Below are 24,841 nucleotides of genomic sequence, written 5' to 3'. Positions count from 1 at the left end.
ACGCTTTGAATCAGGTGCCGCTTTGCAGCAGCATGTTACGTACGTGGCCGATTGCCTTGGTCGGGTTCAGACCCTTCGGGCAAACGTTCACGCAGTTCATGATCCCGCGGCAGCGGAACACGCTGAACGGGTCATCCAGGGACGCCAGGCGCTCCTGAGTCTTGGTGTCACGGCTATCGGCCAGGAAGCGGTAGGCCTGCAGCAGGGCGGCGGGGCCCAGGAACTTGTCCGGGTTCCACCAGAACGATGGGCAGGAGGTCGAGCAGCAAGCACACAGGATGCACTCGTACAGACCGTCCAGCTTGTCGCGGTCTTCCGGCGACTGCAGACGCTCGATGGCCGGGGCCGGCGTGTCGTTCTGCAGGAATGGCTTCACCTTCTCGTACTGCTTGTAGAAGATGCTCATATCGACCACCAGGTCACGAATGACCGGCAGGCCAGGCAGCGGACGCAGTACCAGCTTATTGCCCTTGACCACGCCCGACAGCGGGGTGATGCAGGCCAGGCCGTTCTTGCCGTTCATGTTCATGCCATCGGAACCGCACACGCCTTCACGGCAGGAGCGACGATACGAGAAGCCCTCGTCCTTTTCCTTGATCAGTGCCAGCACGTCCAGAACCATCAGGTCCTTGCCGCCGGTATCGACGTCGAACGACTCCATCTTGGGCGCCGAGTCGGTGTCGGGGTTGTAGCGATAAACTTCGACTTTCAACATAGCAGCCACCCTTAGTAAGTCCGGACTTTTGGTTCGAAGGCAGGAACTGTCTTCGGCGCAAAGTTGACACCACGCTTGGCGACGCGCTTCTCACCCGGGTAGTACAGGGTGTGGCACAGCCAGTTTTCGTCGTCACGGTCTTCGAAGTCTTCACGGGCGTGTGCGCCACGGGACTCTTTACGGGCTTCGGCCGCGATGGCGGTAGCTTCGGCGACTTCCAGCAGGTTCTGCAGCTCCAGCGCTTCGATACGCGCAGTGTTGAAGGCCTGGGACTTGTCGTTGATCTTGACGTTGGCGATGCGGTCACGCAGGCCAGCCAGTTGCTCGATACCCTTCTGCATGTATTCACCGGTACGGAATACACCGAAGTAGTTCTGCATGCAGCTCTGCAGTTCGCGCTTCAGGCTTGCCACGTCTTCGCCGCTGGTACGCTCGTTGAGCTTGTTCAGGCGGTTCAGGGCAACATCGACGTCGGTGTCGCTGGCATCGCGGTACTCGACGCCTTCGGTCAGCGCCTTTTCCAGGTGCAGGCCGGCGGCACGGCCGAACACCACCAGGTCGAGCAGCGAGTTGCCGCCCAGGCGGTTGGCGCCGTGGACCGATACGCAAGCCACTTCACCCACGGCGAACAAGCCCGGGATGATGTGATCCTTGCCTTCGGCGTCCATGGTGATGGCCTGGCCATGAATGTTGGTGGCGACGCCGCCCATCATGTAGTGGCAGGTCGGCACGACCGGTACCGGGGCGACTACTGGATCGACGTGGGCGAAGGTCTTGGACAGCTCGCAGATACCTGGCAAGCGGCTGTGCAGCACTTCCTCGCCCAGGTGATCCAGCTTCAGCAGCACGTGGTCCTTGTTCGGGCCCACGCCGTTGCCGGCGATGATTTCCTTGACCATGGAACGAGCGACCACGTCGCGGCCGGCCAGGTCTTTCGCGTTCGGCGCGTAACGCTCCATGAAGCGCTCGCCGTGGGCGTTGATCAGGTAGCCACCCTCACCGCGGCAACCTTCGGTGACCAATACACCGGCGCCGGCGATGCCGGTCGGGTGGAACTGCCACATCTCGATGTCCTGCACCGGTACGCCGGCACGCAGGGCCATGCCGATACCGTCGCCGGTATTGATCAGGGCGTTGGTGGTGGAGGCGTAGATACGACCAGCACCGCCAGTCGCCAGCACGGTGGCCTTGGACTTGATGTACATGGTTTCGCCGGTTTCGATGCAGATCGCGATCACACCGACGAAAGCGCCGTCCTGGTTTTTCACCAGGTCAACGGCGTAGTACTCGTTGAGGAAGGTGGTGCCTGCCTTCAGGTTGCCCTGGTACAGGGTGTGCAGCAGCGCGTGACCGGTACGGTCGGAGGCTGCACAGGTACGGGCAGCCTGGCCGCCCTTGCCGAAGTCCTTGGACTGGCCACCGAACGGACGCTGGTAGATACGGCCGGTTTCGGTACGCGAGAACGGCAGGCCCATATGGTCGAGCTCGAAGACCGCGGCCGGGCCTTCCTGACACATGTACTCGATAGCGTCCTGGTCACCGATGTAGTCGGAACCCTTGACGGTATCGTACATGTGCCAGCGCCAGTCGTCGTTCGGGTCGGCCGAAGCGATGGCGCAGGTGATGCCGCCCTGGGCGGAAACGGTATGCGAACGGGTCGGGAACACCTTGGTGACTACGGCGGTCTTGTGGCCGCCTTGAGCCAGTTGCAGTGCTGCGCGCATGCCCGCGCCGCCACCACCAATGATGATGGCGTCGAAGGAAATGGTTGGAATGTTAGCCATGAATCAGATACCCCAGAGAATCTGCACACCCCAGACGAAGTAAGCGAACATCGCAACGCCGCATACCGCCTGGAACAGGAAACGAATCGCAGTCGCCGACTTGCCGAACGCCATCGGCGTCAGGTAGTCGGTGGCAATGGTCCACATGCCGACCCAGGCGTGTGCGCCCAGGGCAACGAGGGCCAGCAGACTGAAGATGCGCATCGCATTGTTGGTGAACAGAGCATGCCACTGGGCGTAGTCGATGCCCGGGTGGGCGGCGAGGTAGCCGATCAGGAAAATGAAGTAAGCCGCGAGAACGACCGCCGAGACGCGCTGCGCCATCCAGTCGTAGAGGCCCGAACGCGACAGGTTCGTGACGTTAGTTACCATACCCAAACTCCTGCCAGAACGATCAGCACCACGGAGATGACGATCACGATTTTCGAGCCCAGCTTGCCGCCTTCCAGCGTCTCACCGCCCCCCATGTCCATGATCAGGTGGCGCACACCTGCCACGAGGTGGTACAGCAGGCCGGACAGCAGGCCCCAGGTCACCAGTTTGGCCAGCGGACTGGTCAGACACGCCTTCACCTCGGCAAAGCCTTCCTCCGAACCCAGCGACTTGCCCAGTGCGTACAGCATGATGGCAAGGCCGAGGAAGAGGATGACGCCGGAAATACGGTGAAGAATGGACGTGTACGCGGTGATCGGGAGTTTGATGGTCCTTAGGTCTAGGTTTACAGGTCGTTGGCTTTTCACGGCTTTTTTCACACTGAAGAGCCCCTAGCTAACAGGGCAAAGTTGTTGGTAAGTGTACTGGTCAGGTACCCACCACCCAGGAGAGCGACGACACCCAGCAGGGCGGGCTTGAAAGCCCCTGGGAGTCGGCTGCCGAGTATAGACAGTTAGGCTGCTTATGACAACGTGAGGGGCTAGCCCAAATAGCGCATTGCCTTTAACGGACAAAAGGCGTAAACGGGCGAGAATTTCGTGAAAAATTAGGCCTCAGAGGGCGTTTCAACCAGCCTTTAGGCAAATTGACATTCGAATTTATCCCTCTATAGTGGTGCGGGCCCTGCGTGGGGGGTCTGTCTGATGATTTCAAGCATTAATAGGAGGCCACATGGCTGACAAAAAAGCGCAGTTGATCATCGAGGGCGCTGCCCCCGTCGAGCTGCCCATTTTAACCGGCACCGTTGGTCCCGATGTTATCGACGTCCGCGGGTTGGGGGCATCAGGCCACTTCACCTTCGACCCAGGTTTCATGGCGACCGCATCGTGCGAGTCGAAGATCACCTACATTGATGGCGACAAGGGCGTGCTGCTGCACCGCGGCTACCCGATCGAACAGCTCGCCGAACAGTCGGACTACCTCGAGACCTGCTACCTTCTGCTCAACGGTGAATTGCCGAATGCCGAGCAGAAGGCCCAGTTCGTCAGCACCGTGAAGAACCACACCATGGTTCACGAGCAGCTGAAGTCGTTCTTCAACGGCTTCCGCCGCGACGCCCACCCGATGGCGGTGATGTGCGGCGTGGTCGGCGCTCTGTCGGCGTTCTATCACGACTCGCTGGACATCAATAACCCGCAGCACCGCGAAATCTCCGCGGTACGCCTGGTCGCAAAAATGCCGACCCTGGCCGCGATGGTCTACAAGTACTCCATGGGCCAGCCCATGATGTACCCGCGCAACGACCTGTCGTACGCGGAAAACTTCCTGCACATGATGTTCAACACCCCGTGCGAGATCAAACCGATCAGCCCGGTGCTGGCCAAGGCGATGGACCGGATCTTCATCCTCCACGCCGACCACGAGCAGAACGCCTCCACCTCCACCGTGCGCCTGGCGGGCTCCTCGGGCGCAAACCCGTTCGCCTGTATCGCCGCCGGTATCGCCGCACTGTGGGGCCCTGCCCACGGCGGTGCGAACGAAGCCGTACTGACCATGCTCGATGAAATCGGCGATGTCTCGAACATCGACAAGTTCATCGCCAAGGCCAAGGACAAGAACGACCCGTTCAAGCTCATGGGCTTCGGTCACCGCGTGTACAAGAACCGCGACCCGCGCGCCACCGTGATGAAGCAGACCTGCGACGAAGTGCTCAACGAGCTGGGCATCAAGAACGACCCGCAGCTGGAACTGGCCATGCGCCTGGAAGAGATCGCCCTGACCGATCCGTACTTCGTCGAGCGCTCGCTGTACCCGAACGTCGACTTCTACTCGGGCATCATTCTCAAGGCCATCGGCATTCCGACCAGCATGTTCACTGTGATCTTCGCCCTGGCGCGGACCGTCGGCTGGATCTCGCACTGGAAGGAAATGCTCTCCAGCCCGTACAAGATCGGCCGCCCGCGCCAGCTTTACACCGGCTACGAGCAGCGTGACATCGTCGAGCTGAAAGACCGCAAGTAAGCCTTTTCGGCCGAACGCAAAAAGGCTGCCCTCGGGCAGCCTTTCTTGTTTCTGCATTACCAAAGCCGATCACTGTTTCTCGGCACGCTCCTTCAACCCCTTCAGGGTATTGAACGGTGCATCCACCACGAACTTGTTGGCCAGCCAGGACGGCACGCTGCCACCTGGTTCGGTGTGCACCTGGTAGGTCACCTCGGTGCTGTCACCCTTGGGCACCAGCTTCCAGTAGCCCTCTACCTGGGCGACGCGCACGAAGCCCTTTTCCTCCGGCAGATACTTCGGCTGCTCCTCAAGCTTGCGGGTCAGGCTACCATCAGCCTCCTGGACAGTGGTCACATGCAGGACGGAATCGCGTGGCGTCACCGGCCATGGCGTATTGAACTGAGTGTAGGTCCAGCTCTGGTCGCCCTCGCTCTTGAGCAGTTTCTGCGACTTGCACTCGTGGATCCAGGCGCAGGCCCCGACCACGTCCTCCTGCAACGCCTTGACCTTGGCCAGTGGTGCCTTGATCACGGTCACGCCACGGTAGGCCTTGTACTTGGAACCGGCCACCTCGCTGAGGGACACCTTGATCCCCTCCTCGTCCTTGGCCACCTGCCAGTTCTCGGCCCAGGCCGTGGGTGCCAGCACGACACCCATGCCACACAGCAGTGCAATACGCTTGATCGATCTCATCATCTTGTTCCTTGTTGTCGAGGATCCAACCTGTCATGCCGCCGTCATTTGCTCCAACCACCCGATGATGCGGATGGCCTCGTCACGATCGTTGCCACAGATGTCCGCTTCCGCCTTGAAGCCGCCACACACCTGCGGTCGCTCGGGCTTGCCGAACAGCGCACAGAGGTTTTCGACATTAAGGTGCAGACAGCGTTCGCCGGCCGGCTTGCCCTGGGGCATGCCGGGGATAGGCGAACTGATGGACGGGGCGATGCAGCAGGCACCGCAGCCCTCGCGGCATTTCATGACAACAGGACTCCCAGGAGCAAAACGGGACGAACGTCCCTGGATACTAACCGCTCAAACATATGTTTGAAATTGCCGAGCGAATGAAAAAGACCGTGACCCGGCAGTCAGTTACGAAACTCGAAATCGATCGCTGCACCTTCGACATCGCGCCGGCTGTCGTTGCGCAACTGCAGCTGCATTTCGTTGCTGATCAGTCGGCCGTTGAGCTGGAACGGGCTGCTTTCGGATTCCGGCTTGGTGGGGAACATCGACGGCAGCAGAGGCTTGCGCACCACCGGCCCGCCACCCAGGTCCGGCTCGAGATGCCTGACCATCTCACTCGGCAGGCTCAGGTCGATCTTCGGCTTGTGCAGCGGTTTGGCGACAGCCTTGCTGACAGGCTTGGCCTTCACCTTGGGCTTGGCCTTTGGTTTAGCCTTGGACTTGGCTGCAGTCTTGGCCGCCGACTTGTGCACCCCCTGCGCCTTGGCAGCAGGCTCGGCAGCCTGCACCGCTCCGGCCGGCAGCCAGGGCAACGCGCAACACAGGGCAATGACAAGAGGACGAAACAGGTTCATGGGTACCGGGAACGTAAGCTGCAAAACGCGTATGCTCCCTGTTCCCCACTCATCTGACAAGCCTACAAAAGTGAACCTGTAGGCTCACGGCACAATTGTTGGGCCAGCAGCCCCAGGGTCATCACCGCGCGCTCCGCCTCGCGGTTCCAGGGAATGCCGCAATTAAGCCGGATACAGTGATTGAACTGCTCGGTGTTACTGAAGATCAGGCCCGGCGCAATGCTGATCCCCTGCTCCAACGCCCGCACATGCAGCTCCTGAGTATTGACTCGCCCTGGCAGGCTCACCCAGAGGATGAAGCCACCTGTGGGCCGGGTCATCTGCGTGCCCTCAGGGAAATGCTGCTGCACCGCCAGCTGGTAGGCACTGAGGTTCTTGCGATATTCCTGGCGAATGTAGCGCAGGTGGCGATCGTAGCCCCCGTTCTCCAGGTAGGCGGCCACCGCCATCTGCGTGACACTACAGGCCGAGTGCGTGGTGAAGGTCTGCAGGCGCTGGATCTCGTCCTGGTAGCGCCCGGCGATCATCCAGCCGACCCGCACCCCTGGTGACAAGGTCTTGGAGAAGCTCGAGCAGTAGATCACCCGGTCAAGACGATCAAACGCCTTAAGCGCCTTGGTGCGCCCCTGCTCAAACATCAGTTCGCCGTAGATATCGTCCTCGACGATCTGTATGTCGAAATCCGATGCCAAACGCAGCAGTTGCTTCTGCCGCTCCTCAGGAATGGTGCCGCCCAGCGGGTTGCTCAAACGCGCCGTCAACACCAGCGCCTTGATTGACCACTGGTTGGCGGCCAGTTGCAGGGCCTCCAGGCTGATACCGGTAGAGGGATCGCTGGGGATTTCGATGACCTTGAGCCCCAGCAGGTCGGCCAATTGCAGCAGGCCGTAGTAAGTGGGCGACTCGGCCGCGATCAGGTCGCCCGGCCGGGTAAGGACCCGCAGCGCCATCTGCAGCGCATCGACACAGCCATGGGTGACCACCACCTCACGTGGATCGACCAGTACGCCGGCATCACGCATGCGTATGGCGATCTGTCGGCGCAGGGGTTCGAACCCCGGGCTGAACATGTAGCTGAAGGCACGCGGGCTATGGAAGCGCGTTACCTTGGCCAACTGCTGGTGCAGGGCACGCACGGGCAGGTAGTCCACATGCGGCACCGCGGCGCCGAACGGGAAAACCCCATCGCGCCGCGCCTCGACTAGCACTTGCTGGATGATGCTTGCCCGGGTGACCAGGCCCGGGCGCTCGACCCGCGCGATATCCGGGGTCTGCGCCGTCAACGCCGGGGTCTGGTGGACGTAGTAGCCGGACTGCGGCCGGGCACGTATCAGACCCTGATCCTCGAGATTGGCGTAAGCCTGCAGTACGGTGGCATGGCTGACATTGAGCTGCGCGCTCATCTTGCGCACCGACGGCACCCGCTCACCCGGCTGGTAGACACCCCGACGGATGTCATCGGCCAGTTGCTGGGCAATGCGCTGGTACAGCAGCAGGTTGGTCATGGCGTGTTCTCGAAGCGCTGACGGGTCATTGTTCTTGTGTGGCTCACTGCGGGCCAGAATACCGTAACAGTTCCGAAGTGTACTGGGACAGATTGGAGAATAGCCAACAATACAGTTACGTGACAGAGAAGTGATAGCCGACCACGTCGGCGCGCCGACGAACGCTCAAATTACCTTTGATACTGCCGTTGCCGTTGCCGTTGCCGTTGCCGTTGCCGTTGCCGTTGCCGTTGCCGATCAGGAGTCTAGCGCCATACCCAGCTAGCGACAGCTGCGTCAGCCCAGGCGCCGCCCGTAACTTCGCGACTTCAGGAGGCCGAACGCAGGTCTTGCGGAGGGAGGTGACGGGCATGGATGCCCGTCAAGCGCTGCGCCCCAGGATGGGGCGTTCAGCGCGGTCCTCCCGGGAGCAAGGCCGGAGTGAGGGAACCCGGAGCGAAGCGGAGGGCCGGATGAATGGAGCGCCACGGCTTTGCTTACTTTGGCCATGACCAAAGTAAGCCGCCGTAAGGGCGGAAAGGTGACTATGCGTCGATATCGCAAATGAATGCACTTACAACTATAAAAACCGATGCCGATTGACTTTACTTTTACTTTTACTTTTACTTTTACTTTTACTTTTACTTAAACAATGTGTGTTTTGAAAGTTATATGCGCATTCATTTTCGGTAGTGACGCATAATCACCTTTCCGCCCTTACGGCGGGTCCCTTTTTGAAGCATCAAAAAGGAACCAAAAAATGCTCGCTCCATTCATCCGGTCCCTACGCTTCGCTCCGGGGTCCCCTCACTCCGGCCTTGCTCCCGGGAGGACCGCGCTGAACGCCCCATCCTGGGGCGCAGCGCTTGACGGGCATCCATGCCCGTCACCTCCCTCCGCAAGACCTGCGTTCGGCCTCCTGAAGTCGCAATTTGTGTCGCCTGAACTATCGCGCACTTAGAAGCAAAAGCAGAGCAAGAGCAAGAGCAAGAGCAAGAGCAAGAGCAAGAGCAAGAGCAAGAGCAAGAGCAAGAGCAAGAGCAAAACTTGGAGAATTATCGATTGAAAATAAGACAATACACCGACGCACCGAAATACAACCTGAATTCGCATGCAACTTCAAACCGACACTAACTACCACTCGCGAATCAACAAGAACATCAAACTTAAGTCAAGACAACAACTCCCCCTCAACCCGATCCCTCCCCCCCTGCTTGGCCGCATATACACCAGCATCCGCCCGCAACAACAATGCATCCGCCCCCTCCCCAGCGCGCCACCCCGCTACCCCGAAACTCGCGGTGACCCGCCCGACGCCTTCCACCGGCACACTGCGCACCCCCCGCCACAACTCCTGTGCCAGCACCCGCGCCTGCTCGGCACTGCTCCCGGGACACAACACCATGAACTCCTCCCCACCCAATCGGCAGAACACATCGGTCCGCCGCAGCCGATGCGCGATCCGCTGGCACAAGCTGCGCAGCACATGATCCCCGACCGCGTGCCCGAACTGATCGTTGATACGCTTGAAATGGTCGATGTCCAGCATGATCACCGCCAGGTCCAGACCTTCGCGCTGCGCCCGATCCAGCTCGTTGCGCAACCGCTCCTGGAAATAGCGACGGTTGTAAATGCCGGTCAGGGCGTCGGTCACCGACAATGCGCGCAACTCTTCCTCGACCCGCTTGAGATCCGAGATATCCGTCAGGTAGCCATGCCAAAGCGTGCTGCCGTGCTCGCCGATCTCCGGCGTCGCCTCCCCGCGCACCCAGCGCAGCCCCGCTTGCGGCAGGCACACCCGGTACTCCTCCCGCCATGGCGTCAGGTGCTCGGCGGAATAGCGCACCGAACGCCGTACCCGCTCCAGGTCGTCCGGGTGAATTCGCTCGAACACCGCCGTGGCATCCTCGCGCAACACCGCCAGGTCCACTTCATAGATCTCGTGCAGCCCCTGGCTGGCGTAGGGGAAACAGGAATGTCCATCAGCATCCAGGCGATACTGGTAGATTCCGCCAGGTACCTCGGCACTGAGTTTCTCCAGCAAGCGGTCGCGGGCCGCCAGGGCCTCGTGTACCCGACGCCGCTCGGTGACATCGATGCAGATTGCCAGGTAACCCACCCACAACCCCTGCTCATCCAGCACCGCCGTCACCAGCATGTTGGCCAGCAGATGGCTGCCGTCCTTGCGCACCAGTGTCCAGTCCGCTGGCTGTGCGCCACCTTCCTGCGCAGTCTCGGCAAACATCGCCTGGCCGGCGCCGACCTCGCGACCAAAACGCTGACTCAGGGCATGGGCGCGCTGGTGCAGCTCATCAGCCAGTACCAGGTCCTCCAGACGCAGCTGGCCCAGGGCTTCACTGGCCGAATAGCCCAGCATGCGTTCGGCACCCGCATTGAAAGTGCCGATCACCCCGCGCAAGCTGGTGGCGATAATCGCAACCTGAGTCGCAGCATCAAGCACGCTGCGCAACTGATTGTGAGTCTCGCGCAACGACTGCTCGCTGACACGTAGTTCGGCAGTACGCCGTGCGACCAGGCCCAGGGCACGTTGGCGCTGGCTGAACAGGCTGTAAAGCAACAGCGCCAGCAATACGCTCAACAGGCCGCCGAGCAATGCCACCACCGGTACCGCCGACGACTGGTTGGCCAATAGAAAGTCCTGGCTTGGGCGAATGTCGAGCTGGTAGTGATGGTCAGCCAGGTGCAGCAGGTGACTGCTGGCAAGGCCCATGCGCGCAGGCGGCCCGCCAGAATCGAACAGCACCTCGTGACCACCCTCGTTGGACAGGTCGAGAATGCGCACCACCAGGTTGTCGTCGGCTACGGTGGGCAGGCTCTCGGCAATCAACTGGTGCAGGCTCAGCAAGGCCATCACATAACCTCGGGGCAACCCATTCGCAGACGCCTCATCGCCAAAGACGGGAGCGACCATCAGCAGGCCACGGGTGTAGGTCGGCTGGACATTGATCATGTCCAGCGGCGCGGACACCGCCATGCTGCCGCGTGCCTGGGCCCGGGCAAGTGGCGCGGCGCGCGGCGCCTGCCCGCCCAGGTCGAAACCATAGGGCTGGGCCTCATGGCTCGCCGCCTGGGTATACAGGATCGGGTAATAGTGGTCGCGCATCGCAGCCGGCTGTAATCGGCCCTGGGCGTCCAGGTCACGGATCTGGTATGGCTGACCCAGCAAGGCGCTGGAGCGCTGCTCGAACGCGCTACGCTGCCCCGACGCTACCCGCGGTGCCCAGGAGTAGGCCTGGGTGCGATGCAGCAATGGGCGTGCGTAACCATCGAACGCGTAGGGCGTGACTTCACTGGAGTATGTGATAAAGCGGCGCAGGCCATCCAGGCGCAGCTCCTGCTCCTCGAATCGTTCAACGATACGGCTGTAGCGCTCACTGGCCAACAGCTCGAAACGCTGGCGCAGTTGCTGCTTGAAGAAGGTCTGCGTGGCCATGGCCAGCGCGGCCGTGAGCAGCGCCCCGGCGACCAGCGCCGCCAGGGCCACGCCCCAGGCCGACAGCTCGTCACCGAACAGGCCAAGCGGCTTCGCAGGTACGCCTGGGTTCGACATAGAGGACTCTCAGCAACGTCAGCGTCCTGCGTATTGTCCCGCCCTGTCCTGCTTTATAGCCGCTGGCCAGTGGCCACGCCATGTACCTCGTCGGCTCAGCGCAAACGCAGCTGCCAGGCGCGATGGATGCGGTTGTTGCGAGCGAAGTCAGGATCCAGGGTCTGGGCGCTGATTTCCTCCACCGCATACCGCGTCGCCAGGTGCTCGTCGAGCTGGAACTTGCGGAAGTTGTTGGAGAAGTACAGCACACCACCCGGCGCCAGGCGCGCCATGGCCAGGTCGAGCAGCTGCACATGGTCGCGCTGCACGTCGAACACCCCTTCCATGCGCTTGGAGTTGGAGAAGGTCGGCGGGTCGATGAAGATCAGGTCGTAGCTGTCCTGGGCGTTCTCCAACCAGGCCATGACGTCGCCCTGCTCCAGGCGGTTGCGCTCGGAGAAACCGTTGAGCGACAGGTTGCGCCGTGCCCAGTCCAGGTAAGTCTTCGACAGGTCGACGCTGGTGGTGCTGCGCGCGCCACCCTTGGCTGCGTGCACGCTGGCCGTGGCGGTGTAGCAGAACAGGTTGAGGAAGCGCTTGCCCGCCGCCTCGCGCTGGATACGCAGGCGCATCGGGCGATGGTCGAGGAACAGGCCGGTGTCCAGGTAGTCGGTGAGGTTGACCAGCAGCTTGACGCCGCCTTCGCTGACTTCCTGGAAGCGTCCTTCGGTGGCCTGGCGTTCGTACTGGCGAGTGCCGGTCTGGCGTTCCCGGCGCTTGAGCACCACGCGCTGCGGATCGACGCCCAGGGCTTGGGGAATCGCGCTGAGCGCGTCGAGCAGGCGCGCCTGGGCCTTGTCCGGATCGATCGAGCGGGGCGCGGCGTATTCCTGCACGTGTACCCAGTCGTGATACAGGTCGACTGCCAGCGCGTACTCGGGCATGTCGGCATCGTACACGCGGTAGCAATCGACTTTCTCGCGACGGGCCCACTTGCCCAGCTGCTTGAAGTTCTTCTGCAGGCGATTGGCGAACATCTGCGCGCCTTCCGACAGGCGCGCCGGCTCGCTGGCCACCGCTGCCTGGCGGCGCGGCTCGTCCTCGCCCGCCTCGGGCTGGGCCTGGCGACGATCGCCGGTGACGAACTGGTCCGGCTGGACCTTGAACAGCAGCAACTTGCACGGCAATGCGCCGTTCCAGAAAGCGTATTGCTTGTGGCTGCGGATGCCCATGCGCTTGCCCAGCTCCGGCGCACCGGTGAACACCGCCGCGTCCCAGCCCATACACGCCTGGCGCAGGCGCTCGCCGAGGTTCTGGTAGAGGTACAGCAGGCTGGCTTCATCACCCAGGCGCTCGCCATAGGGCGGGTTGCTGATCACCAAGCCCTTCTGGTTCTGGTCCGGGCGCGGTTCGAAGCTCGCTACCTCGCCCTGGTAGATCTTCACCCAGTCGCCCAGGCCTGCGCGCTCGACGTTGTTGCGCCCCGGCTGGATCAGCCGCGGGTCGGCCTCGTAGCCACGAATCCACAGCGGTGGCTTGGCCAGGCCCACCTGGGCACGGGCCTGGGCCTCGTCGTGCAGCTTGCGCCACAGCGCCGGCACATGCCCGAGCCAGGCCGTGAAGCCCCAGCGCTCGCGCTTGAGGTTGGGGGCGATGTCGGCGGCGATCATCGCCGCCTCGACCAGGAAGGTGCCCACACCGCACATCGGGTCAGCCAGGGCGCCGCCCTCGGCTGCAATACGTGGCCAGCCCGAACGGATCAGCACCGCCGCTGCCAGGTTTTCCTTCAATGGCGCCGCGCCCTGCTGCAGGCGATAACCGCGCTGGTGCAGGCTGTGGCCGGACAGGTCGAGGGACAGGATGGCCTCGCCACGATCCAGGCGCAGGTGTACGCGCACATCCGGGTCGACCTTCTCCACCGACGGGCGCAGGCCTTCGCGGTTGCGCAGCTTGTCGACGATGGCGTCCTTCACTTTCAGGGCGCCGAAGTGGGTGTTGTCGATACCCGAACCATGGCCGCTGAACTCCACCGCCAGCGTACCGTCGGCCGCCAGGTGATCAGCCCAATCGAGGGCATGCACACCGTCATAGAGGTCATCGGCGTTCTTCATGGAAAAACGCTTGAGCACCAGCAGCACCCGGTTGGCCAGGCGCGACCACAGGCACAGGCGATAGGCGGTTTCCATATCGGCGTCGCCGCGAATGGCCGAGGTGTGTTCACGCACCTCGCTCAGGCCCAATTGGCGGGCCTCCTCGGCGAGCAGGCCTTCAAGACCCTTGGGGCAGGTGAGATAAAGTTCGAAACGGTCCGACATGTGCAATCCAGAGCCTTTGGCTAGGTAGATGGCAAACCGACGCATCGGCTGCCGCTGTTTGCCCGGGCACCTTTCCAGCAGGCGCCCGGGTGGCCTTGCGAAGCGCTCGCAAGACCTGGCCGCCCGGCAGACCAACGCCTCGCGCAGAAGCGAAAGAGGCTTTGATCGTCGGGCAGTGTGAAAATTTCGTGGACCCAGGATTCAGATGTGACCCTTCGTCGCATTACCAATTATTACTGTCATCAGCGAGCAACGCTGGCCATTTGACGTCAACGCTGACTAAACCCTGATCATAGCGGGCTCAACGGCAAACAAGGTTGAGTCGCATTTATTTACTTATCCCCTCACCCTCGGAAAGGTTACGTCCTTATGACAAATCGATCATTCACACTGTGACTCGCATTCGTTAGAACTGATCTCAGGCCGCACCGCAACGGGGCGGCACTTTCAGCCCGCGACGCCGGCAGCGGGCGCAAACCGGCAGAACGATTCTGCCCGGCCTCGGAGAGGCCGACGGGACATTACAGTCAACAAGTGAGGGCAACACCCTATGAGAAGACTTAAGCGTGATCCGTTGGAAAGAGCATATTCACGTGGCTACCAGTATGGAGTCACCGGCAAATCCCGCGAACTTTGCCCCTTCAATCTACCCTCTGTACGCCAAGCCTGGATCAACGGCTGGCGCGAAGGTCGCGGCGATAACTGGGATGGCATGACCGGCACCGCTGGCATTCATAGACTCAACGAAAATCACGCCGTTGGCTGAACGAGGACACTGAATTCGAGTCACCATGCGCGCCCTATCCGGGCGGCGGGCTACGGCCCAGGGGCCCCTTTGAAGGGGCCCTTTTTATGCACCGTATTTTCCCGCCAAATCTTCTATACAGCGTGGGAGCGGCTCATTTCATGGTTTCGGCATCGCCGCAATCGCATCCACCGCTTCACGAATCAACGCCGGGCCTTTGTAGATGAAGCCCGAATAGATCTGCACCAGGCTAGCCCCAGCGGCGATCTTCTCAGCCGCGTGGCGCCCCTCGGTAATACCGCCAGCGGCGATGATCGGCAGCTTGCCGCCCAGTTCGCCCGCCAGCACCTTCACCGTGTGCGTGCTCTTTTGCAGTACCGGGGCGCCCGACAGGCCGCCCGCCTCGCCACCGAACGGCAGCCCTTCGACACCTTCGCGGCCCAGGGTGGTGTTGGTGGCGATCACCGCATCCATGCCCGACTCGCGCAGCGCCGCGGCAACCAGCGCGGTCTCTTCGTCGCTCATGTCCGGTGCGATCTTGATCGCCACCGGCACGCGCTTGCCGTTGGCCGTGGCCAGCTGTTCACGTCGTTCGGCCAGGGCATCGAGCAGTTGCTTGAGCGAGTCGCCGAACTGCAGCGAACGCAGGCCCGGGGTATTCGGCGAGCTGACGTTGACGGTGATGTAGCTGGCGTCGTTGTAGACCTTTTCCAGGCAGATCAGGTAGTCGTCCTGGGCCCGCTCGACCGGAGTGTCGAAGTTCTTGCCGATGTTGATGCCCAGTACCCCGGTGTATTTCGAGGCGCGCACACGTGCCAGCAAGTGGTCAACACCCAGGTTGTTGAAGCCCATGCGGTTGATGATGGCCGTGGCTTCAGGCAGGCGGAACAGCCGTGGCTTGGGGTTGCCCGGCTGCGGGCGCGGCGTCACGGTGCCGATCTCGACGAAACCGAAACCCAGCTGGGCGAAACCGTCGATGGCTGCGCCGTTCTTGTCCAGGCCTGCGGCCAGGCCGACCGGGTTGGCGAAGTTCAAGCCCATCACCGTCACCGGCAACGCCGCCGGCTGCTTGCACAGCAGACCGTTGAGCCCGAGGCGGCCACCGGCGCCGATCAGGTCCAGCGAGAGGTCGTGGGAGGTTTCCGGGGAGAGCTTGAACAGCAGCTGGCGGGCCAGGGTATACATGGGCGGGCGGACTCGCGGTGTGTGAGGGGGCGATTATAGCCAGCGCGCCGCCAGGGCGACAGGCCCATGGCACATGGGTTGCTATGTCAGTTGCAGGCAGCCCATTGCGAACGCTCGAGGAACTCCGTGAACACAGCCCTCCCGACAACGCCCCTGGCCTGGGTCAACGGCAGCGACGCGCCGGAAAAACCCAGCCTGGACATCGGTTTCATGGCCCTCACCGACTCCGCCTCGGTAGTGGTCGCCGCCACCCAGGGTTTCGCCCAGCCATTTGGCCTGACTCTCAACCTGCGCCGCCAGGCCTCCTGGGCCGGACTGCGCGACAAGCTGGTCAGCGGCGAGCTCGACGCCGCCCACTGCCTCTATGGCCTGGTGTACGCGGTGCACCTCGGTATCGGCGGCGTGCCCGCCAGCCCCCTGGCCGTGCTTATGGGCCTGAACCAGAACGCCCAGGCCATCAACCTCTCTCCCGCACTGCAGCGCAAGGGCGTGACCAACCCCGAGGCACTGGCGCGGCTGGTGCACCAGCAAGGCGCACGGCTGACCTTCGCCCAGACCTTTCCCACCGGCACCCATGCCCTGTGGCTGTACTACTGGCTGGCCAGCCAGGGTATCCACCCATTGCGTGACGTCAGCAGCGTCGTGGTGCCCCCGGCACAGATGGCCGCCCACCTGCAGGCCGGGCGTATCGACGGCTTCTGCGTCGGCGAACCCTGGTCGGCGGAAGCGCTCGCCAAGGGCCAGGGCTTCACCCTGGCCACCAGCCAGTCGATCTGGCCCGATCACCCCGAAAAGGTCCTGGCCTGCGCGCGCGGTTTCGTCGAGCAGTACCCCAACAGCGCCCGCGCGCTTATCCAGTCGGTACTCGCCGCCGCGCGTTTCATCGAGCAGAGCCAGGAAAACCGCCGCAGTACCGCGCAACTGCTCAGCGGCAGCGCCTACCTTGACACCCCCGTCGACAGCATCGAGCCGCGCCTGCTCGGCGACTACCAGGATGGCCTCGGCCATCGCTGGCACGACCCCCATGGCCTGCGCCTGTTCGACCAGGGCCGGGCCAACCTGCCCTACCTGTCCGACGGCATGTGGTTCATGACCCAGTTCCGCCGCTGGGGCCTGCTGCGTGACGACCCGGACTACCTCGGGGTCGCCCGCCAGGTGCAACAGCTGGCCCTCTACCGCGAGGCCGCCTCGGCACTGGGCGTGCCCTGCGCCGACCTGCCCATGCGCAGCAGCCTGCTGCTCGACGGCCGCCGCTGGGACGGCAGCGACCCCCATGGCTATGCGCGCAGCTTCCCCCTGCACGCCCTGGACGCGGCGCCTGATGTCCGCGCCAGTCACTGAGGGGGGCGAACATGCTGCGTATTCTGCTGATCGACGACACCGAAAAGAAAGTCGGTCGTCTCAAGGCGGCCCTGATCGAGGCCGGCTTCGAAGTGATCGAGGCCGGCAACCTGAGCATCGACCTGCCCGCCTGTGTCGAAACGGTGCACCCGGACGTGGTGCTGATCGATACCGAGTCACCTGGCCGCGATGTGATGGAACAGGTAGTGCTGGTCAGCCGCGATCGCCCCCGCCCGATCGTGCTGTTCACCGACGAGCACGACCCCGACGTGATGCGCCAGGCGATCCAGGCTGGAGTCAGCGCCTACATTGTCGAGGGGATCCAGGCCACGCGCCTGCAGCCGATCCTCGACGTGGCCATGGCCCGCTTCGAAAGCGACCAGGCGCTGAAGGCGCAATTGCTGGCCCGCGACCAGCAACTGGCCGAGCGCAAGCGCATCGAACAAGCCAAGGGCCTGCTGATGAAAATGAAGGACTGCAACGAGGAAGCGGCCTACACCCTGATGCGCCGCCAGGCCATGAGCCGCCAGCAGAAGCTGATCCAGGTAGCGGAACAGATCATCGCCATGTCGGAGCTGCTGGGGTAGGCAAGACCTTGGCCCGCCTCTTGCTCATGCAACCCCGGGTAGCCAACGGCGGTTGCCCCCCAGACCCCGACAAAGACGTCGCTTCCCCGCCACTCATCCGTGGACCGGGCAGCGGCGTCTTTTCGTTTCCACCCTGTGTTGTGCGCCCCACGAGGTGTCCGATGAATACGAGCTTCTGGAAATCCGGGCATGTGCCCACCCTGTTCGCCGCCTTCCTGTATTTCGACCTGAGCTTCATGGTCTGGTACCTGCTCGGGCCGATGGCGGTGCAGATTGCCGCCGACCTGCAACTGACCGCACAGCAACGCGGCCTGATGGTGGCCACGCCGATCCTGGCCGGTGCGCTGCTGCGCTTTGCCATGGGCGTACTGGTCGATCGCCTGTCGCCCAAGACCGCCGGGCTGATCGGCCAGGTGACGGTGATCGTCGCCCTGGCCTGTGCCTGGCAGCTGGGCGTGCACAGCTACGAACAAGCCTTGCTGCTGGGTGTGTTCCTTGGCTTTGCCGGCGCCTCGTTCGCCGTATCCCTGCCGCTGGCCTCGCAGTGGTACCCGCCGCAACACCAGGGCAAGGCCATGGGCATCGCCGGTGCCGGCAACTCCGGCACGGTGTTCGCCGCGTTGCTGGCGCCGGCGCTGGCGGCCGCCTTCGGCTGGAACAATGTGTTCGGCTTTGCCCTGCTGCCGCTGCTGCTGACCCTGGTGCTGTTCGCCTGGCTGGCCCGCAATGCCCCGCAACGGCCCAAGCCCAAGGCCACCGCCGACTACCTCAAGGCCCTCGGCGACCGCGACAGCTGGTGGTTCATGTTCTTCTACAGCGTCACCTTCGGCGGCTTCATCGGCCTGGCCAGCGCCCTGCCTGGCTATTTCAGCGACCAGTATGGCCTGAGCCCGGTGACTGCCGGCTACTACACCGCCGCCTGCGTGTTCGCCGGCAGCCTCATGCGCCCGCTCGGCGGCGCCCTGGCCGACCGCTTCGGTGGCATCCGCACCTTGCTGGCAATGTACAGCGTGGCCGCCGTATGCATCGCGGCGGTGGGCTTCAACCTGCCCAGCGCGACGGCGGCCCTGGCGCTGTTCGTCAGCGCGATGCTCGGCTTGGGCGCTGGCAATGGCGCGGTATTCCAGTTGGTGCCACAGCGCTTCCGCCAGGAAATCGGCGTGATGACCGGGCTGATCGGCATGGCCGGCGGTATCGGTGGCTTCCTGCTCGCCGCAGGCCTGGGCAGCATCAAGCAACATACCGGCGACTATCAACTGGGACTGTGGCTGTTCGCCAGCCTCGGCCTGCTGGCCTGGTTCGGCCTGCATGGCGTCAAGCAGCGCTGGCGCACAACCTGGGGATCGGCCGCAGTCACCGCGGCCCGAGTCTGAGGGCACGCGATGAGCCTGCAATTGAGCTTCGCTCATGCCAGTGCCACCGGGCCACGCCCGGATAACCAGGACGCCCTGCGCCTGGTCACCCCGGTGCCGGAACTCGCGGCCAGCAAAGGCTACCTGTGCGCGCTGGCCGATGGCGTCAGCCAGTGCGCCGACGGCGGCCTGGCAGCGCGCGCCAGCCTGCAGGCCCTGGCCCTGGACTACTACGCCACGCCCGCCACCTGGAGCGTGGCGCAGGCCATCGACCGCCTGCTGGTGGCGCAAAACCGCTGGTTGCGCGCCCAGGGCAATGGCCAGCCGCTGCTCACCACCCTCAGCGCCCTGGTACTGCGTGGGCGACGCTTCACCCTCGCGCATATCGGTGACTGCCGGGTATATCGCTGGCAAAACGGGCAATTGCAATGCATGAGCGAAGACCATGTGTGGGAACAGCCCGGCATGCAACATGTGCTCAAGCGGGCCCTGGGCCTGGACCAGCAGTTGCTGGTGGATTACCTGGAAGGCGACCTTCGTGAAGGCGAGTGCTTCGTGCTACTCAGCGATGGCGTGTGGGCCTGCCTGGGCGACGCGCACATCCAGTCGATCCTGCGCGAACAACCTGACCTGCAGCAAGCCGCCGACACCCTCGTGGCCAGCGCGCATCATCGTGGCAGCCAGGACAACGCCAGTGCCCTGCTGGTGCGGGTCGACCGGCTGGGCGCGACCAACCTCGGCGACACCCTGGCGCAGCTCCAGCAGTGGCCCCTGCCCGGCGCGCTGCGTGACGACCAATTGATCGACGGTTGGCAAGTCGACAGTTTGCTCGCCCAGAGCCGGCAGTCGCTGCTCTATCGCGTTTGTGATCCACAAGGTCAGGCTTGGTTGCTCAAGACCTTGCCGCAGACCCGTCAGGACCCAGGGGCGGCCCAAGCCCTGCTATTGGAAGAGTGGTTCCTGCGCCGGGTCGCCGGCCGGCACTTCCCCGAAGTACACCCGGCCCGCCATCGACAGCACCTGTATTACCTGATGCGCGAATACCCAGGCACGACCCTTGCCGACCTGTTCAAGGCGGGCGGTCCCCTACCGCTGGCGCAATGGCTGGAGATAGCCCGCCAATTGCTGCAGGCCGTCGGCGCGCTGCATCGACGTAACCTGCTGCACCGCGACATCAAACCGGAAAACCTGCATTACGGCAGCGATGGCCAACTGCGCCTGCTGGACTTCGGGCTGGCGTACTGCCCAGGGCTTTCCGAGGACCCGCCCCATACCTTGCCGGGCACCCCCACGTTCCTTGCCCCGGAAGCCTTCGACGGCCTGCCCCCCCGGCCGCGCCAGGACCTCTATGCGGTGGGCGTGACACTTTACCACCTGCTTACCGGCCACTACCCCTACGGCGAGGTCGAGGCGTTCCAACGGCCACGCTTCGGGGCACCCGTGAACCCCGCGCGCTACCGCCCAGATATACCGGAATGGTTGCAGCGCAACCTGTTGCAGGCGGTGGCGGCAGACCCGGCGCAGCGGTTCGAGACCGCTGAACAATGGTTGCTGCTGCTGGAGCGAGGAGATCGTCAGGAGCTGGACGAGCGGCCACGGCCGCTGCTGGAGCGTGAGCCGTTGAAGGTATGGCGAGCGCTAGGGCTGCTGTCGATGTTGCTGAACATGCTGTTACTGCTGGTGCTGCTCAAACGCTGAACACGACCTAGAAATCGCGGACAAAGAAAAACCCGGCCAAGGCCGGGTTTTCCGTGAAGCATCAAACCAATTACTTGGCCTGGGCTTCTACCTGAGCTTCTACGCGACGGTTCACGGCGCGGCCAGCTTCGGTGGCGTTGTCGGCGACCGGACGGGTCTCACCGTAGCCAACCGAATCAACACGGCTCGATTCAACACCGTACTGCTGGGTCAGGACCTGCTTGACAGCATTGGCACGACGCTCGGACAGCTTCTGGTTGTAAGCGTCTGGGCCGACGGAGTCAGTGTGACCTTCCACGGTGGTGGTGGTCTGTGGGTACTGCTTCATGAAGTCAGCCAGGTTCTTGATGTCGCCGTAGCTGTTTGGCTTGACGACCGACTTGTCGAAGTCGAACTTGACGTCCAGCTCAACGCGAACGACTTCGGCAACAGCCGGGCAGCCATCAGCGTCAACGGTAACGTTGGCTGGGGTGTCAGGGCACTTGTCGACGTTGTCGCAGACGCCGTCGTTGTCGCTGTCGGAGCAGACTTCGGCAACTGGAGCCGGCGCAGGAGCGGCTTTCTGGCCACCGCTGCCACCGAAGTTCAGACCCAGACCAACGGTCGGACCCCACTCGGTGTTGCCGTTATCGATGTTGTACATGGCTTCGACGCCGGCACGGGCGAAGAACATGTCGGTGATGTACCACTTGGCGCCAGCGCCAACGTTGGCGAAGGTGGAGTGGTCACGGCCGCTACGGGTAGCCTGGCCCAGGCTCTCGTGAGCGAAACCGGCGGAAACGTACGGACGCAGCGCGTCGCCTACGGTACCGAAGTGGTAGGTAGCGTCGAGCTTGGTCTTGGAGCCTTTGATGTCTTTGTTGAAGACTTCACCACGAGCGTTGTGAGTCTCGTTGTAGCCCAGGTCCAGGGAGACGTCGTCGGTCAGGAAGTAGCCGAGACGAACGCCAGGGTTGGTGCCGTCGTTCTTGAAGTTACGCTCGCTGTCGTAGAACTGCTTGGTAACGTTACCTTCGATTTCGACCGCGCCTTGGCCTTGAGCCAGAGCGCCGAGCGAAGTCACGGCTACGAGAGAGCCAATGGCCAAGCCCAAGGTGTTTTTCAATTTCATCCGTTAAATCCCCATCTGGTGATAGTTAAGCAGTCCCACCAACATCCGGGGGACAACTCGACGGCAAGTCTAGCAGAACTTGCCGGTTGGTTAGAGGTATTTGCAGACCACTAAGTTTCAGCCACGCCTGCAAATTTCTCTCTAAGCTTGTCGAGCGCACGCTTGTAGCGCATTTTCGTGGCGCTCAGGCCCATGTGCATGATGTCAGCGATCTCCTGGAACTCCAGTTCCGCGACAAAACGCAGCACCAGGATTTCCCGATCGATCGGGTTCACATGCACCAGCCATTTATCCAGCCCGCCTTTTTCTTCCGGCTTTGGTGCCTTGTCCTCGGACGCCTCTTCCACAGGGTCCAGGCTCAACGCATCCATCAGCCGACGCTTGCGACGCTCCTTGCGGTACTGGGTGATACATTCGTTGTACGTGATGCTGTACAGCCAGGTCTTGAACTTGGACTTGCCCTCGAAATTCTTCAACCCGTACAGCACCTTGAGCATCACCTCCTGACAGACATCGTCGGCATCCCGATCGTTCCCCAGGTAACGCGCACAGACGTTGAACAGCGTGCGCTGGTAGCGCCGCATGAGCTCCTCATAGGCGCGGGTGACGTGAAACAGCTCCTCATGCGAACGCGCCACCAACTCCTCGTCGGTGAGCTCGCGGGGGTCATAGCGCATGGGCGGCGAATGAACTTTATTCAAAACGGATCTGGCCGACAGTCAGGTCAATGTCGCCGCTCGGCCCCGTGGGCCGATTTTTGCGGCGGCATACATTAACAGCTTTTGTTCGGTTAGCGGCTATTCACGCGCTGCTCGAGCAGCTCGCGATTAGACAACGACACCAGTTCGCCATCATCGGTCAGCAGGGTCGTCTTGACCGTGCCGATCTCCTCGATGTGCCCTTCGACCTCGCCAATGCGCACGTGCTGGCCGACCTGATAGAGCTCACGCACATAGATGCCGGCCAGGATCTGCCCGGCAATTTCACGGCTGCCCAGGCCCATCGCCAGGGCAATTGCCAGACCAACGGTAATCAGCCCGATGACGATCACGTGGTTGAGCAGGTCGGTCTTGACCTCCAGCTGGCTGATGGCCACCGAAATACTGATGATGATCACCAGGCCCTGGACGATACGCCCGACGCCAGCGGCGTATTCCAGGCCGATGCCCTCGGCGGCGCCGCGCACAAGGCCGTTGGCCAGTTGCGCCAACAGCACGCCGGCCAGCATCACCAGCGCCGCGCCGAATACCTTGGGCAGGTACAGCGCCAGCATGTCCAGGGTCGCAGAGACCCGCTCCAGGCCCAGCGATTCAGCCGCCGAAACCAGGAATATCAGCAGCACGAACCAATAGACGATCTTGCCGATCAGCGTCGAAATCGGTACCTGGATACCAATCCGGGCGAGCATCTTGGTCAGGCCGGTACCGCTCATCAGGCGGTCCAGGCCGAACTTGGCCAGCACCTTCGACAGCAAGGTGTCGAGCAGCTTGGCCACGACGAAACCAAGCAGCACCACGACCAGCGCGCCGAACAGGTTGGGGATGAAGTTCGCCACCTTGGTCCAAAGGGCAGTCATGGCGGTGACCAGGCTCTGGGTCCAGAGATCGAGTTCCATATTCAATCGGCCTTATCTGCAGGGCTGCCTGCGGCAGGGTTGCGGGTAGAGTTGCGGCGCACCGGCGCGACATGCGCCGAGCCATTGTTCACGGCGATCAGCAGCGCCTGGCTCCAGCGGCCAAGCAGGCTGAACAGATCGCCCGCGCCAACCTGGCGGTTGGCGGTCTTTAGCACGCGCCCCAGGCACGCGGCGTCGTCACGGTCCTGGCCGGACGGCGACGCCTTGAGCAGGTCGCGCAGGGATTCTTCAAACGGATCGTGCATGGGCACCTCGCGCAATGTCAGTCAAAGACGTGGGTGCCGGGCGATGGGTCACACAGCGATGTGGCACGAATGTTTCAAAATGAGTGCCCGAGCCCATCGCGGGGCAAGCCCGCTCCCAGGAAACCAAGCTGAGACCGTGGGAACGGGCTTGCCCCGCGACAGGACACATCACACCCACCGCAAACGCCGGAACAGCAGCCATTGCCCTGCCGCCAGCCCCAGCACGATCAAGCTGGCGAACAGGAATCCATAGGGGCTGTCGGAGCCCGGAATTCCGCCAACATTGATCCCGAGCAATCCGGTGATAAAGCTCATGGGCAGGAAGATGCAGGTGATGATGCCAAACCGGTACATAGTCCGGTTCATCCGTTCGCTGCGGCGCCGATCCTCGCTTTCCAGCACCAGGGCGGCTCGCTCGCGGGCCAGCTCCAGCTCTTCGAGGTAGCGGATCAGGCTGTTGTTCAGCTCGTTCCAGTAGTCCCCGTCGGCATCGGCGAACCAACTGCATTTATTGCGCGAAAGCTGGGCATAGATATCGCGCTGGGGAGCGAGGAAACGGCGCAGGCCGGCAGCACGACGGCGGATCTGCTGCAGGCTGCCTTGGGCCGGGGAATACCGTTCGTCGGATTCTGCCTTTTCCTCTTCCAGATCGACCGCTTCGGACAGGTCGCTGACCAGTGCCTGGACCTTTTCGGTCAGCAGTTCGCCCATCAGCAACAACAGTTCGGAGGCCGTTTTCGGCCCCCTGCCCTCGTCCAGTTGCTGAAGCACCTCGTCGCTGGCGCGCAGCGGTCGCAAACGCAGCGAGATGACCCGCCGCGCTTCGGCGAAGATACGCACCGACACCATGTCCTCGGGTTCGGCACCCGGGTTGAGGTTGACACCGCGCAAGAACAGCAGCATCTGCTCGCCGGCCATCTGCAACAAGCGCGGACGGGTATTTTCTTCAAGCAGCAGGTCGCAGGCGAACTCGCTCAGACCGCTGTCGTGCAGCAGCCAGGTGCGGGTCTGCGGATGGCTGCGATCCCAATGCAGCCACAGGCTCTCCTGCGGCTGCAACTGCAGGTCGTCCAGCTCGGTGCGGGCGATCGAACGCGCGCCACCCTTGCCATCGAGCACCAGGGCATGCACCAGGCCCCATTGCGCGTTGTCTTCCTCGAACATCAAAGCTCCATG

At 62.8% G+C, this 24,841-nt stretch carries 23 protein-coding genes; 6 read left to right on the top strand and 17 right to left on the bottom strand.

Annotation, left to right across the window (positions count from 1 at the left end):
* Positions 1 to 10: 10 nt before the first annotated feature.
* From C3F42_RS26200 to sdhC, 4 genes are read right to left on the bottom strand one after another with little or no spacing between them, the layout of a single operon-like run.
* Positions 11 to 715 (bottom strand): succinate dehydrogenase iron-sulfur subunit, encoded by a 705-nt coding sequence (locus tag C3F42_RS26200; protein ID WP_012315348.1) that lies wholly within the window; start codon positions 713 to 715, stop codon positions 11 to 13.
* An 11-nt stretch (positions 716 to 726) separates the two neighbouring features.
* Positions 727 to 2,499, bottom strand: coding sequence for a succinate dehydrogenase flavoprotein subunit (gene sdhA, locus C3F42_RS26195; RefSeq protein ID WP_023628895.1), 1,773 nt, complete (start codon positions 2,497 to 2,499; stop codon positions 727 to 729).
* Between the two features lie 3 nt (positions 2,500 to 2,502).
* Entirely contained in the window at positions 2,503 to 2,871 is a 369-nt protein-coding gene (gene sdhD, locus C3F42_RS26190; RefSeq protein ID WP_023628896.1) for a succinate dehydrogenase, hydrophobic membrane anchor protein, read from the bottom strand.
* Positions 2,865 to 3,251, bottom strand: a complete 387-nt coding sequence (gene sdhC, locus C3F42_RS26185) for a succinate dehydrogenase, cytochrome b556 subunit (protein ID WP_104445103.1) — start codon at positions 3,249 to 3,251, stop codon at positions 2,865 to 2,867. Before sdhC ends, sdhD begins: the two co-directional genes overlap by 7 nt.
* 352 nt (positions 3,252 to 3,603) lie before the next feature.
* Between sdhC and gltA the strand changes: the two genes are divergently transcribed.
* The gene (gene gltA / locus C3F42_RS26180; RefSeq protein WP_023628898.1) at positions 3,604 to 4,893 is read left to right on the top strand and encodes a citrate synthase; all 1,290 of its coding nucleotides are present in this window, start codon (positions 3,604 to 3,606) and stop codon (positions 4,891 to 4,893) included.
* Positions 4,894 to 4,962: 69 nt separating this feature from the next.
* Here the strand turns inward: gltA and C3F42_RS26175 are convergent, their stop codons facing one another.
* The 7 genes from C3F42_RS26175 to rlmKL all read right to left on the bottom strand — a co-directional run bounded on the left by C3F42_RS26175 (position 4,963) and on the right by rlmKL (position 13,765).
* Entirely contained in the window at positions 4,963 to 5,568 is a 606-nt protein-coding gene (locus C3F42_RS26175) for an START domain-containing protein (RefSeq protein ID WP_023628899.1), read from the bottom strand.
* Positions 5,569 to 5,601: 33 nt separating this feature from the next.
* On the bottom strand, positions 5,602 to 5,856 hold the full coding sequence (locus C3F42_RS26170) for a YkgJ family cysteine cluster protein (protein WP_023628900.1): 255 nt from the start codon (positions 5,854 to 5,856) through the stop codon (positions 5,602 to 5,604).
* Between the two features lie 107 nt (positions 5,857 to 5,963).
* Positions 5,964 to 6,416, bottom strand: coding sequence for a hypothetical protein (locus C3F42_RS26165; RefSeq protein ID WP_094012047.1), 453 nt, complete (start codon positions 6,414 to 6,416; stop codon positions 5,964 to 5,966).
* A 62-nt stretch (positions 6,417 to 6,478) separates the two neighbouring features.
* Positions 6,479 to 7,921 (bottom strand): PLP-dependent aminotransferase family protein, encoded by a 1,443-nt coding sequence (locus C3F42_RS26160; protein ID WP_038706507.1) that lies wholly within the window; start codon positions 7,919 to 7,921, stop codon positions 6,479 to 6,481.
* 115 nt (positions 7,922 to 8,036) lie between these two features.
* Complete coding sequence (locus tag C3F42_RS29500; protein WP_158659595.1) at positions 8,037 to 8,273, bottom strand: hypothetical protein; 237 nt, start codon at positions 8,271 to 8,273, stop codon at positions 8,037 to 8,039.
* A 798-nt stretch (positions 8,274 to 9,071) separates the two neighbouring features.
* On the bottom strand, positions 9,072 to 11,471 hold the full coding sequence (locus C3F42_RS26155) for a diguanylate cyclase (RefSeq protein ID WP_094012045.1): 2,400 nt from the start codon (positions 11,469 to 11,471) through the stop codon (positions 9,072 to 9,074).
* Between the two features lie 95 nt (positions 11,472 to 11,566).
* A complete protein-coding gene (gene rlmKL / locus C3F42_RS26150; protein WP_094012044.1) occupies positions 11,567 to 13,765 on the bottom strand; it encodes a bifunctional 23S rRNA (guanine(2069)-N(7))-methyltransferase RlmK/23S rRNA (guanine(2445)-N(2))-methyltransferase RlmL in 2,199 nt (732 codons plus the stop codon).
* Between the two features lie 550 nt (positions 13,766 to 14,315).
* Here rlmKL and rmf point away from each other — a divergent pair.
* Complete coding sequence (gene rmf / locus C3F42_RS26145) at positions 14,316 to 14,531, top strand: ribosome modulation factor (RefSeq protein ID WP_003248687.1); 216 nt, start codon at positions 14,316 to 14,318, stop codon at positions 14,529 to 14,531.
* Positions 14,532 to 14,669: 138 nt separating this feature from the next.
* Here the strand turns inward: rmf and C3F42_RS26140 are convergent, their stop codons facing one another.
* Positions 14,670 to 15,695 carry a quinone-dependent dihydroorotate dehydrogenase gene (locus C3F42_RS26140; RefSeq protein WP_038706511.1) on the bottom strand — a complete coding sequence of 342 codons (1,026 nt, stop codon included), beginning with the start codon at positions 15,693 to 15,695 and terminating at the stop codon, positions 14,670 to 14,672.
* 126 nt (positions 15,696 to 15,821) lie between these two features.
* Between C3F42_RS26140 and C3F42_RS26135 the strand changes: the two genes are divergently transcribed.
* The 4 genes from C3F42_RS26135 to C3F42_RS26120 all read left to right on the top strand — a co-directional run bounded on the left by C3F42_RS26135 (position 15,822) and on the right by C3F42_RS26120 (position 20,673).
* Complete coding sequence (locus C3F42_RS26135) at positions 15,822 to 17,036, top strand: CmpA/NrtA family ABC transporter substrate-binding protein (RefSeq protein WP_038706512.1); 1,215 nt, start codon at positions 15,822 to 15,824, stop codon at positions 17,034 to 17,036.
* Positions 17,037 to 17,047: 11 nt separating this feature from the next.
* Entirely contained in the window at positions 17,048 to 17,623 is a 576-nt protein-coding gene (locus C3F42_RS26130; protein WP_023631803.1) for an ANTAR domain-containing response regulator, read from the top strand.
* A 161-nt stretch (positions 17,624 to 17,784) separates the two neighbouring features.
* A complete protein-coding gene (locus C3F42_RS26125; RefSeq protein WP_038706513.1) occupies positions 17,785 to 18,996 on the top strand; it encodes a NarK/NasA family nitrate transporter in 1,212 nt (403 codons plus the stop codon).
* Positions 18,997 to 19,005: 9 nt separating this feature from the next.
* Complete coding sequence (locus C3F42_RS26120) at positions 19,006 to 20,673, top strand: bifunctional protein-serine/threonine kinase/phosphatase (protein ID WP_038706514.1); 1,668 nt, start codon at positions 19,006 to 19,008, stop codon at positions 20,671 to 20,673.
* Between the two features lie 70 nt (positions 20,674 to 20,743).
* Here the strand turns inward: C3F42_RS26120 and C3F42_RS26115 are convergent, their stop codons facing one another.
* From C3F42_RS26115 to C3F42_RS26095, 5 genes are all read right to left on the bottom strand, one after another.
* Positions 20,744 to 21,784 (bottom strand): OmpA family protein, encoded by a 1,041-nt coding sequence (locus tag C3F42_RS26115; RefSeq protein ID WP_023632142.1) that lies wholly within the window; start codon positions 21,782 to 21,784, stop codon positions 20,744 to 20,746.
* A 110-nt stretch (positions 21,785 to 21,894) separates the two neighbouring features.
* A complete protein-coding gene (gene sigX, locus C3F42_RS26110) occupies positions 21,895 to 22,461 on the bottom strand; it encodes an RNA polymerase sigma factor SigX (protein WP_046854750.1) in 567 nt (188 codons plus the stop codon).
* A gap of 113 nt (positions 22,462 to 22,574) precedes the next feature.
* Complete coding sequence (locus C3F42_RS26105) at positions 22,575 to 23,399, bottom strand: mechanosensitive ion channel domain-containing protein (RefSeq protein WP_023632140.1); 825 nt, start codon at positions 23,397 to 23,399, stop codon at positions 22,575 to 22,577.
* Positions 23,400 to 23,401: 2 nt separating this feature from the next.
* Positions 23,402 to 23,665 (bottom strand): hypothetical protein, encoded by a 264-nt coding sequence (locus tag C3F42_RS26100; protein ID WP_038706516.1) that lies wholly within the window; start codon positions 23,663 to 23,665, stop codon positions 23,402 to 23,404.
* 168 nt (positions 23,666 to 23,833) lie between these two features.
* Entirely contained in the window at positions 23,834 to 24,829 is a 996-nt protein-coding gene (locus tag C3F42_RS26095) for a zinc transporter ZntB (protein WP_094012042.1), read from the bottom strand.
* Positions 24,830 to 24,841: the final 12 nt, after the last annotated feature.

It is taken from the genome of Pseudomonas sp. PONIH3 (assembly GCF_002934345.1).
Classification (GTDB): Bacteria; Pseudomonadota; Gammaproteobacteria; order Pseudomonadales; family Pseudomonadaceae; genus Aquipseudomonas; species Aquipseudomonas soli.
Note: the sequence above shows the minus strand (reverse complement) of the source record. Positions and strands in the feature narration are given on the sequence as shown.